Origin of the sequence: Microbispora sp. NPDC046973 (genome assembly GCF_040644495.1) — a bacterium.
GTDB lineage: Bacteria > Actinomycetota > Actinomycetes > Streptosporangiales > Streptosporangiaceae > Microbispora.
The window spans coordinates 656,201-665,953 of the sequence record NZ_JBEYWQ010000002.1 but is presented as its reverse complement, the minus strand read 5'-3'; the positions used below and the strand labels follow the sequence as shown (position 1 = coordinate 665,953).

Here is a 9,753-nt window from a genome sequence, read left to right as displayed (position 1 = left end):
GCCATCCCGAACTGGTCCGCCTCATGGCCTGGCTGCGGCTCGAACGGCGCCCGACGGGGCGCCTCGCCGATCCCCCCGGCGACGAACCGAAACTCACCGCCATCGCCGCCGCCCAGGCCGCCGGGCGGCTCCGCCAGGGCGACCCCTCCGACCTGATGGCCCTGGTCATCGCCATGGCCTGCGCCTGGTCCCCGGCCAGCGGCTTCTACGCCGCCACGGCGGATGAGCCCGCCACCGACCACGACCGCCGCCGGGCCCTCCTGCGCGAGTGCGTCGCCCGCGCCGTCGCCCCCTGACCGAACACCCGCCTACCGTCCGGGACGGGCAAGTGGGTGTTCGTCCAACGGTCGTTGCTGAACGCTTGGGGGCGCGAGCCCTCGGCACCGGCCAGGCGGCTCCGGGGGCTCAGGCGGTCCCGGAAGCCTCGGCGGCTCCGGCGCCCGCGGCCACTGCTCAGGCGGCCCCCTCGGCCCCTTCGGCGTCGAGGTCGCGGGACAGCAGGTCCGCGAGGGCGGCGAGGGCCTCCTCCGCCCCCGGGCCTTCGGCCTCCAGGGTGACCTCGGTGCCGTGCTCGGCGCCGAGGGTCAGCACGCCCAGCATGCTGGTGGCGGGGACGGCCTTTCCGCCGCCCACGCGGATGCGCACGGGCACCGCCTGCTGCGCCGCCGCCTCCACGAAGATCTTGGCGGGGCGGGCGTGCAGGCCGGAGCCCGAGGCGACCGCCACTGTCCTTTCCGGCATCGCGTTCCTCTCAGCGCTCGATCTCAGGGCTCGTTTTCAGGGCTCGATGGTGACCTTGATGGCGGCGCCGCGGGCGACGACGTCGACGGCGTCCATGACCTCGTCCAGGCCGAGGCGATGGGTGATCAGGTCGGCGACCGGCACCGCTCCGTCGGCGATGAGCCGCAGGGCGCGGGCGTTGTGCGCCGGGCTCGACCCGTTGGCGCCGACGATGGTCAGCTCCCGGTAGTGCACCAGGTTGGAGTCACAGGCGATGATCGGGTCGTCCTTCGGCAAGCCGCCGAAGAAGCTGATCCGGCCCTGCCGTGCGGCCATCTGCAGCGCCTGCTGCTGGGCCGCACCGGAGGCCGCCGCCGTGATCACCACGTCGGCGCCCCGGCCTCCGGTCAGCTTGAGCACCTCGTCGACGAGGTCGGTCTCGCCCGAGCAGATCGCCGCGTCCGGCCGTACGAGGTCGGCGGCCATCGTGAGGCGTTCCGCGTTCAGGTCGGCGAGGAACACCCGGGCGGCGCCGCGCGAGCGGGCCAGCCGCACGTGCAGGCAGCCGATCGGGCCCGAGCCGACGACGACCACGTCGTCGCCCTCGCCGACGCGGGCCAGCTCCTGCCCGTTGAGCACGCAGGCGAGCGGCTCGGCGAGGGACGCCTCGGCGAACCCCACCCCTTCGGGGATGCGGTTGAGCCCGTCCACGGCGAGCACCTTGGCCGGCACGACCATGTACTGCGCGAAGCCGCCGTCGTAGTGGTAGCCCATCGACTCCTGGTTCGGGCAGACCGTGAGGTGGCCCCGGCGGCACTCCTCGCACTCGCCGCACGGGATCGCGGCGATCACCTGCACCCGGTCGTCCGGGCTCCAGCCGGTGACGCCCTCGCCGAGCTCCACGATCTCCCCGGCGATCTCGTGGCCCATCACGCGGGGCGGCCTGATGTGGTGGTGCCCGAACCGGTAGATCTTCACGTCCGTGCCGCACGTCGAGCAGTTGCGTACGCGGATCTTGACCTCGCCGGGGCGGGCGACGGGCTCGGGCACCTCCTCCAGGCGGATGTCCCCGGGAGCGTGGAAACGGGCGACTTTCACTCGGAGTCTTCCTCTCCGTCCGGTTGCAGCAGTTGGATCACCTCGTCGACCTCGGTGGCCGCGCGCAGGGCCGCGGCGCGGTCCGGGTCGAGCAGGATCTGGGCGAGCTCCGACAGCAGCCGCAGGTGGCCGTCCCCGCGGGCCGCGATGCCGACGCACACCGTCACCCGCTCGCCGTGCCAGTCGACGCCCTCGGGGAAGCGCAGCACGCAGACGGCGTCGTGGCGGACCGCCTCCTTCGAGGTCAGAGTGCCGTGGGGGATGGCGACGCCCTCGCCGACGTACGTGGAGATCGACCGCTCGCGCTCGAGCATGGCCGCGGTGTAGCTCCCGTCCACCGCGCCGACCTCCCGGAGGACCGCGCCGCACTGCCGGATGGCGTCCTCGACGTCCGCGGCGGTCGCGGCCGTCCGCACGGCGCGGGGATCGAGGGGGAGCGGGGCCGTGCCGGCCCGGTCAGCCATCGATCGTGCCCCCGTTCTTGATGGCGGTGACGACCCGCGCCACGGCCGGGTCGCCGATGAAGACCTGGAACGGCACGAGCACGACGCCGGGGGCGCTCGCCCTGGCCCGGTCGGCCAGCCCGGTGTGGCACACGATCACGTCGGCGTCCCCGGGGATCGAGTTGACCGGGGTGTGCTCCACGCTGACCGCGGTGCCCTTGAGCTGCTTGCGCAGCGTGCTCGCCAGCATGACGCTGCTGCCCATGCCCGCGTCGCAGGCCACGATGAGCTTGCGGACGTCCTTGCCCTCGATGCTGGACACGGTTCTACGCCTCCTTGGTGGCGGGCACGCTCTCGGCCGCCGTCTCGCCGGTTGTGTCGGGGTTCTCGTCGCTCGTGGTGGTGCTGGCGCCGGTGTCGTTCGCGGCGGCGTCCTGTGCCGGGCCGTCCGCCTGGTCTCCGTTGGCGCGGCCGAAGCCCAGCAGCGCGGCGGCGACGGCGAAGGAGACGGCCGTCGCGACCACGATTCCGGCGATCACGCCGAACCAGCCGCCCTTGGGGGTCACCGCCATGTAGGCGAAGATGCTGCCCGGCGACGGCGTCGCGACCAGGCCCGCCCCGGTGACCAGGAAGGTGAGCACGCCCGAGGCGCCGCCGGCGATCACCGCGAGGATCAGTCGCGGCTTCATGAGCACGTACGGGAAGTAGATCTCGTGGATGCCGCCGAAGAAGTGGATGATCATGGCGGCGGGGGTGCTGGGACGCAGGGACCTGGGGCCGAACAGCAGGTAGGCGATCAGCAGGCCGAGACCGGGGCCGGGGTTGGACTCCAGCATGAACAGGATCGACTTGCCGTGCTTGACCGACTCGGCGACGCCCAGCGGCCCGAGCACGCCGTGGTTGATCGCGTTGTTGAGGAACAGCACCTTGGCGGGCTCGATGATGACCGACGCGATCGGCAGCAGCGAGTGGGTGATGAGCCACTCGACGCCGCTGCCCGCCACCTCGGTGACCTTCTCCACCACCGGGCCGATGGCGAGGACGCCGGCGATCGCCATGACCGCGCCGACGATGCCGGCGGTGAAGTTGTCGACCAGCATCTCGAAGCCGGCCCTGGTCCGCTCGGCGGTGAACCGGTCGACGTACTTGAGGACCAGGGCGGCCAGCGGGCCGATGATCATCGCGCCGAGGAACATCGGGACGTCCGCTCCGACGACCACGCCCATCGTGGCGACGGCGCCGACGACCGCGCCGCGCTGGGCGTGGACCATCCGGCCGCCGGTGTAGCCGATGAGCACCGGGAGGAGGGTGCTGATTATCGGGCCGACGAGCTCGGCGAGTGTCTTGTTCGGCAGCCACCCGGTCGGGATGAACAGGGCCGTGATGAGGCCCCAGGCGATGAAGGCGCCGATGTTGGGCATGATCATCCCGGCGAGATGGCCGCCGAAGCGCTGGATCGTGGCCCGCACACCGGTGCCGTGGACGGTGGGGGTATAGGGCGTGGCCATTACGTGCTCCTTCCGGGGCGACCGGCCTGGCTGGCCGGTTGGTGGGGGGTGGCGCTCATCCCCCGGTTATGAGCTGCCGGGCCGGGTCGGGGGGGCCGATCCGGACGTGTGTGCGATCGATGTCGGCCGGGCCGGGCATCCGGCTGCCGGGCAGCCCGACGGCCGCGCCGGCCCAGGCCAAGCCCTCGGCGAGGGCCGTCGCGCCGCGGGCGCCCGCGGCGAGGAAGCCCGCCAGCAGGGCGTCGCCCGCGCCCACGCTGCTGCGCGGCTCCTCGACCGCGCAGTCGCCGTACCAGACCTGGTCGTCGTGCTCAACCAGCAGCGCGCCGTCCGCCCCGAGGCTGGTCAGGACCGACCGCGCGCCCATGGCGCGCAGCTTGCCGACCGCGTCGAGCACGTCGCCGACACAGGCGATCGACGTGCCCGTGGCCTCGGCGAGCTCGTCGCGGTTCGGCTTGATCAGTGCGGGGCCGGCGTTCACGGCGGACACGAGGGCGGGGCCGCTCGTGTCGACCGCCAGGTTGATGCCGGCGTCGGCGAACCGGCGGCACAGCCCGGCGTAGACGTCCACCGGCACGCCGGGCGGCAGGCTGCCCGAGGCGACCACCCAGTCGGCCGACCGTGCGGCGTCCAGCACGGCGCCCGCCAGCGTGTCCAGCTCGGCGGGGGTCAGCGCGGTGCCCGGTTCGTTCACCTTGGTGATGGTGCCGTCGGGCTCGGCGATCGCGACGTTAGACCTGGTCGGCCCCTCGACCGGCACGGGGATCATGTCGAGGCCCTCCGCCGACAGCAGGTCGAGGAGCCGGCGGCCCTCGCTGCCGCCGTACGGGATGACCGCGCACGATCGGACGTCGTTGGCCAGCAGGGCCCGTGACACGTTGACGCCCTTGCCGCCGGGGTCGAGGTGGGTGGCGGCCGCCCGGATGACGGCGCCGCGGGTGAGCGCGCCGACCTCGATCGTGCGGTCGAGGCTGGGATTGAGGGTCAGGGTGAGGATCACGCCCGGACCACCTCCGGTCCGGCGGCGGCCAGCGCGGCGGCCTGGTCGGAGTCGAGCCCGGTGTCGGTGATGACGACGTCGATCTCGCCGAGCGTCGCGAAGCGCGCCAGGTAGGTGCCGGAGAACTTGGTGTGATCGGCCAGCAGGACGGCGCGGTCGGCGCAGGCGATCATCGCCCGCTTGATCGCCGCCTCGGCCGGGTCGGGGGTGGTCAGGCCCTTGGCCACCGAGCAGCCGTTGGTGGCCATGAAGGCCACGTCCACGTTGAGCTGCGACAACTGCTGGATGGCCCAGTCCTCGACGGTCGCCAGCGTCCGGCCGCGGACCCGGCCGCCCAGCATGAGCACGGTCAGGTTGGGGCGGGTCGCCAACATCGTGGCCAGCGGAGGCGAGTTCACGACGACGGTGAGCTCGCGGTCCGGAGGCAGTGCCTGCACGAGGCGGCTCGTCGTGGAGCCCGCGTCGATGACCACGGAACCGTCCTCGGGGAGTTCGGCCAGGGCGGCCTTGGCGATGCGCTCCTTCTCGGCCGTCAGCACCTCGTCCCTGGCGGCCAGGGCGGGCTCGAACCCCAGGCGCTCGACCGGGATCGCGCCGCCGTGCACGCGCCGCAGGACGCCCGCGCGCTCCAGCGCGGTCAGGTCGCGGCGGATCGTCTCCGTCGTGACGCCGAACCGCTCGGCCAGCGTCACCACGTCGACCCGGCCGGCGTCGCGGGCCGCCCGCAGGATCTCCTGCTGCCGCTCCTCGGCGTACATCGTGTTGGTTCACCGCCGTTTCGATGTTGTTTCGTATGTGTTTATACCCGGCTGTGTGGGAGGGTCAAGGGCGGTGCGCGTAACAAAACGGGCACTCGGCGGTGTGAGGAGATCGTCAGCTGTCCGGAAAGGGCCCGCACAAGCAGCGGCGTTGTCCGGAAGCGGCTTGCTCAGAAGCGCGACTTGTCCGGAAGCTCGGGCTTGTCATGCATGGGCTGCCCTGAATCCACGGGCTGGGGGCCGTGCTCGCGCGGGCCGCCTCGCCGTACGGCACCCTCGCGGCTGCAGGGATCCTGCCGGTTTGGCGTCCAGGCGTTCGTGATCGTCGGAGTCCCGCTGCCCCTCGTGTCGTGCGGCGGGTCGTCCGTCGTGGCCTGCCTTGTGGCGGTCGGCGTCCTCATGTCCGTTCGCCGGCAGGACGTGCGGCGCCTGTGAGACGCCGGAACGGCGGCGCGGTCACTCCCGCGGATCATCGATCCCGTGACCGGGCTGTTCGGGTACGTCTGCCCGTCGGGCGCGTTCGTCCGCGAGCCGGGCGAGGAGCGCCCGCTCTTCGAGGATCCGGCCGTGCCTTCGGGACGTCCGGGAACCCGGGCACCCCACGTTCGGCTGAGCCGTGCGGGTGCGCCGGTCTCGACCCGCGACCTGTTCGGCACCGGGTTCACGGTGCTCGCCGGCGCCGAAGGAGGGGCCTGGGAGAAGGCGGCGGCCGAGGCCGCGCGGAGCCTGCGCGTCCCCGTCGAGACGCACGTCGTCGGTGCTGAGGCGGGGCTCGGCGACCCGGCCGGCCGGTTCCCGGTCGCGTATGGGATCACCTCGACCGGAGCCGTGCTCGTGCGGCCGGACGGGATCGTCGCCTGGCGGTCCCCCGGCGAGGCCGGCCTCGTGGAGCTGGAAGCCGCGCTGCGTACGGTCCTCGGGTGAGCGTTAGGGAGTGTCTGGCAAATGCTGCCCGTCGCGAGCCTGGGCCACGCGCAGCAGGGGCTTGATTCGTCGGACACGACTAGGGTGCTGGACTCGTGAGACCGAGTGGGGAGGCGCGGATGCGACCGTCGGGACCGGAATGGGCCGAGGTGCGGCGGCACCTGGACGGGCACCGGCACGAGCTGGCCGTGGCGGCGGACCGGCTCTACCCCGGGCAGGCCAGGGCCGGATCGACCCGCCTGCTCACCCGGGACGGCTGGACTGCGACCCCGTGGACCCTGGCCACGCCGCTCGACCTGCGCGAGGTGCGGCTCGGCTGGGTGGAGGACGCTCCCGCCCCCGCCGTCACAGGCCGCGAACCGGAGGCGGCGGCCCTGCTGCCGGAGGGCGCCGGCGCCTACCCGGACGCACTGGGGACGCTCGCCCGCCCCCGGCTCTTCGAGGACCGCACCTGCTACCGGCTGCTGGAGGTCGCCTGGCCGGAGCTGACCTTCACCCGGGCGCGTTACTTCGACGGCGTGAGCGTGGGAGAGGCGGCCGCCCACGAGTACGCCGCGCGCGAGCTCGCCGGGTATGGGGCCGGGCGGCCGCTGCCGTTCCGCGCCCTCGTGGGCGACCCGACCGACCTGCGCCGCCGGCCCGCGCTCTGCGCGATCTCGACGCTGACGCTGCGCCACGACGGCCGGACCGGGGAGACGTCGTTCGTCCTGCATTGGCGCGACCCGGCCCGGGTGGCGCACGGCGGCGGGCTCCTCCAGGTCATGCCGGTCGGGGTGTTCCAGCCCGCGCACGAGTCCGCGGACGCGGAGAAGGCCGACCTCGACCTGTGGAAGTGCGTGGTCCGCGAGTACGCCGAGGAGTTCCTCGGGCGGGGAGAGGAGTACGGCGACGGCTTCGACTACGAGAGCTGGCCGCTCTACCGGCTGCTGACCGACGCCCGCGAGGAAGGACGGGTGCGCTGCTTCGTGCTGGGCGTGGGGGTCGATCCGCTGACCTTCGCGACCGACTTCCTCACGGTGACCGTGCTGGAGGCGGAGACGTTCGACGCCGTCTTCGGCGAGATCGCCGCCTCCAACAGCGAGGGCCGAGTCGTCGGCCGCGTCCCGTTCGACGCGCGGACCGTGCGGCGGCACGTGCGCGACGAGCCGATGCAGGCGGCGGGCGCGGCCGTGCTGGACCTCGCCTGGCGGCACCGCGAGGCTCTGCTGTAGTTCCCCCCCGTACGCCGCCGGAGCCGTAGTCACGCGGACGCCGTCCCCGCCGGCCGATCAGGCCGAGGGGGACGGCGAGTCCGCGAGGAGGACGGTCAGCTCGCGGGGGTGAGCGCGCCGGCGCCGCCCACGATCGGCAGCGTCACCGTGCTCTTCGTCGTGTCGAGGTGCAGCCGCGCGCCGGGGGCGGGCCGGATGGTGTACTCATAGTCGCTCGACAGCAGCACGACCCCGATCCGGTGCCCCGCCGGGAAGACGTAGTCGTGCGGCTGCAGGTCGAAGTCGAGGCGGTAGGGCGTGCCCGGCTTGACCGGCTCGGTCCGGGAGACCGACGTGCGGTTCTGCGGGTCGGTCCAGCCCCGGGTGATGATCTTCGCCTTGCCGTTCTGGTCGTAGTCGACGAGCAGCGCGGTGACGTTCGCGGCCGGCTGGTCGAAGGACATCCGCAGCGACACCCGCGGGGTGCCGCTGAGCCTGGCCGCCGCGGTCAGCGCGTCCGACTTGTACGCCAGGCGGTTGGGCGAGGTGGCGGCGTCGGCGAGGGTCTGCGCCCGCTTGGTGGCGTCGTCGACGATCGTCTCGGTCACCGGCCTGCCGACCCGGGTCCTGTCGGAGGTGAGCACACCCGCCGCGCCGCCGGCGCCGGGGGCCAGGTTGAGCTCGGTGGCCGCGGCGGCCGGGTCGGGCCACTCGGGGTACTGCACAAGGGTCCTGTCCTCACGCTGGACCAGGGCGCGTGGGTCGTTCTCCACCCCGTTCCGGTAACCCCACAGGTAGCGGGTGAACCAGCGGTTGAGCACGTCGACGCTGGGGGAGCCGCCGTGCCCGCCCTGGTGCAGGTAGATCTTGTGCGGCACCCCGCGCGCCTTCAGCGCCTCGTACCACTGCGCAGCGTGCTTGGTCTTGACGTTCCAGTCGTTGAGGCCGTGCGCGACCAGCACCGCGGCGTGGACCCTGCCGACGTCGTTCATGTAGTTGCGCTCGTCCCAGAAGGCGTTGTAGTCGCCGGTGACGCGGTCCTGCGCCTTCGCGAGCTCCTCGATGACGCTCCGGCAGACCTGCGTGTCCGCGCGCGTGTAGACGTACTCCGCGAGCACGTCGGTGTCCTCGCCCTGGTAGCCGCCGGGGGCCACGACGGCGCCGTTCGCCCGGTAGTAGTCGTACCAGCTGGAGATCGCCGAGATCGGCACGATGGCCTCCAGCCCCTCGACGCCGGTGCTCGCGACCGCGTTGGGCAGGGTGCCGTTGTAGGAGGTGCCGATCATGCCGACCTTGCCGGTCGTCCACGTCGCCTCGACCTCCCGTCCGGAGGCGTCGTACGCCTTGGCGCGGCCGTTGAGCCAGTCGACGACGGACCTGGCGCCGATGGTCTCGTTGCGCCCGCCGGTGGTCGGGCAGCCGTCGGACTTGCCGCTGCCCAGCGACTCGGCGTGGACCACCGCGAAACCGCGGGGCAGCCAGTTGGACTCGTGGCTGGTGCTGATGACCGGCTGCGGGCCGCTCGCCGCGAGGGACGCGTCCGCGCCGTCGGCCCCGGCGTCGTCGGCGGTCGCCGCGGCCAGCCGCTCGTCGGACGCCGGGTCGAGCACCTTGCCGCCGCGGTTCAGCCAGCCCTTGCCCGGGCGGAGCGCCTCGTTGAGCTCGTGGTCGACGTCGTGGTTGGTGATGGGGTTGCCGCCCGCGTAGTAGGGGCTGACCTCGTACACGACGGGCGACTTCAGGCCGGCCGTCTCGGTCTCCTTGAGCCGGGTGACCTCGGCGTGCACCCGGTCGCCCCGTCCGTCGCCGTCGCTGTCGACCGGGGTCTCGATCCACACCTCCTCGCGGATCCAGTCGTTCCGGTTGGACGAGAACACCGGCTGCGCCATGCCGTCCTGGAACACCGGCCCGACGGGGACGGCCGCGCCCGCGGGGGCCGAGTTCACGGTGAGCCCCGTGACGGTCGTGGCGACGGCGAGGCCCAGCGCCGCCGCGCTCCGGCGTGCGGCTCCCGTACGGCGTGACGCGGCTGGCGGGACGGGACCAGGCGTCACCCGGCGCGATGAGGACATCGGCAGACCTTCCAAGAACGATCGGGGGGATTTCGGGCCG

11 protein-coding genes and 1 pseudogene are annotated in these 9,753 nt (G+C 73.1%); 4 read left to right on the top strand and 8 right to left on the bottom strand.

All coding sequences use genetic code 11. The annotated features are described in order from the left end of the window. Window positions 1-296, top strand: a pseudogene (locus ABZ860_RS07165) (TetR/AcrR family transcriptional regulator); the annotation flags it as partial. A gap of 157 nt (window positions 297-453) precedes the next feature. Here ABZ860_RS07165 and ABZ860_RS07160 read toward each other — a convergent pair. The 7 genes from ABZ860_RS07160 to ABZ860_RS07130 are packed head-to-tail and all read right to left on the bottom strand — an operon-like array spanning window position 454 to window position 5,527. Further along, a complete protein-coding gene (locus ABZ860_RS07160) occupies window positions 454-741 on the bottom strand; it encodes an HPr family phosphocarrier protein (protein ID WP_357216281.1) in 288 nt (95 codons plus the stop codon). 36 nt (window positions 742-777) lie between these two features. Continuing rightward, complete coding sequence (locus ABZ860_RS07155; RefSeq protein ID WP_357216278.1) at window positions 778-1,818, bottom strand: zinc-dependent dehydrogenase; 1,041 nt, start codon at window positions 1,816-1,818, stop codon at window positions 778-780. Further along, window positions 1,815-2,282, bottom strand: coding sequence for a PTS sugar transporter subunit IIA (locus ABZ860_RS07150; RefSeq protein ID WP_357216276.1), 468 nt, complete (start codon window positions 2,280-2,282; stop codon window positions 1,815-1,817). Before ABZ860_RS07150 ends, ABZ860_RS07155 begins: the two co-directional genes overlap by 4 nt. After that, window positions 2,275-2,583, bottom strand: a complete 309-nt coding sequence (locus ABZ860_RS07145; protein ID WP_079312333.1) for a PTS lactose transporter subunit IIB — start codon at window positions 2,581-2,583, stop codon at window positions 2,275-2,277. The genes ABZ860_RS07150 and ABZ860_RS07145 overlap by 8 nt, the downstream gene beginning before the upstream one ends. Before the next feature lie 4 nt (window positions 2,584-2,587). Further along, window positions 2,588-3,769 carry a PTS mannitol transporter subunit IICB gene (locus ABZ860_RS07140; RefSeq protein ID WP_357216273.1) on the bottom strand — a complete coding sequence of 394 codons (1,182 nt, stop codon included), beginning with the start codon at window positions 3,767-3,769 and terminating at the stop codon, window positions 2,588-2,590. 55 nt (window positions 3,770-3,824) lie between these two features. Then, window positions 3,825-4,769 (bottom strand): 1-phosphofructokinase, encoded by a 945-nt coding sequence (gene pfkB / locus ABZ860_RS07135; protein ID WP_357216272.1) that lies wholly within the window; start codon window positions 4,767-4,769, stop codon window positions 3,825-3,827. Further along, window positions 4,766-5,527: a DeoR/GlpR family DNA-binding transcription regulator gene (locus ABZ860_RS07130; RefSeq protein ID WP_357216269.1), complete on the bottom strand. Its 762-nt coding sequence runs from the start codon at window positions 5,525-5,527 to the stop codon at window positions 4,766-4,768. Before ABZ860_RS07130 ends, pfkB begins: the two co-directional genes overlap by 4 nt. 210 nt (window positions 5,528-5,737) lie before the next feature. Between ABZ860_RS07130 and ABZ860_RS07125 the strand changes: the two genes are divergently transcribed. The 3 genes from ABZ860_RS07125 to ABZ860_RS07115 all read left to right on the top strand — a co-directional run bounded on the left by ABZ860_RS07125 (window position 5,738) and on the right by ABZ860_RS07115 (window position 7,662). Further along, complete coding sequence (locus ABZ860_RS07125; protein ID WP_357216266.1) at window positions 5,738-5,962, top strand: FtsW/RodA/SpoVE family cell cycle protein; 225 nt, start codon at window positions 5,738-5,740, stop codon at window positions 5,960-5,962. 45 nt (window positions 5,963-6,007) lie between these two features. Then, a complete protein-coding gene (locus ABZ860_RS07120) occupies window positions 6,008-6,451 on the top strand; it encodes a hypothetical protein (RefSeq protein WP_357216263.1) in 444 nt (147 codons plus the stop codon). A 119-nt stretch (window positions 6,452-6,570) separates the two neighbouring features. Continuing rightward, a complete protein-coding gene (locus ABZ860_RS07115) occupies window positions 6,571-7,662 on the top strand; it encodes a hypothetical protein (protein WP_357216261.1) in 1,092 nt (363 codons plus the stop codon). A 95-nt stretch (window positions 7,663-7,757) separates the two neighbouring features. Here the strand turns inward: ABZ860_RS07115 and ABZ860_RS07110 are convergent, their stop codons facing one another. Further along, on the bottom strand, window positions 7,758-9,713 hold the full coding sequence (locus ABZ860_RS07110; protein WP_357216258.1) for a Xaa-Pro dipeptidyl-peptidase: 1,956 nt from the start codon (window positions 9,711-9,713) through the stop codon (window positions 7,758-7,760). Window positions 9,714-9,753: the final 40 nt, after the last annotated feature.

Bases quoted from the DNA above. Each gene is read 5' to 3' on its own strand.
- ABZ860_RS07160 (WP_357216281.1), bottom strand. From the start codon at position 741: ATGCCGGAAAGGACAGTGGCGGTCGCCTCGGGCTCCGGCCTGCACGCC.
- ABZ860_RS07150 (WP_357216276.1), bottom strand. From the start codon at position 2,282: ATGGCTGACCGGGCCGGCACGGCCCCGCTCCCCCTCGATCCCCGCGCC.
- ABZ860_RS07140 (WP_357216273.1), bottom strand. From the start codon at position 3,769: ATGGCCACGCCCTATACCCCCACCGTCCACGGCACCGGTGTGCGGGCC.
- ABZ860_RS07130 (WP_357216269.1), bottom strand. From the start codon at position 5,527: ATGTACGCCGAGGAGCGGCAGCAGGAGATCCTGCGGGCGGCCCGCGAC.
- ABZ860_RS07125 (WP_357216266.1), top strand. From the start codon at position 5,738: ATGGGCTGCCCTGAATCCACGGGCTGGGGGCCGTGCTCGCGCGGGCCG.
- ABZ860_RS07115 (WP_357216261.1), top strand. From the start codon at position 6,571: ATGCGACCGTCGGGACCGGAATGGGCCGAGGTGCGGCGGCACCTGGAC.
- ABZ860_RS07110 (WP_357216258.1), bottom strand. From the start codon at position 9,713: ATGTCCTCATCGCGCCGGGTGACGCCTGGTCCCGTCCCGCCAGCCGCG.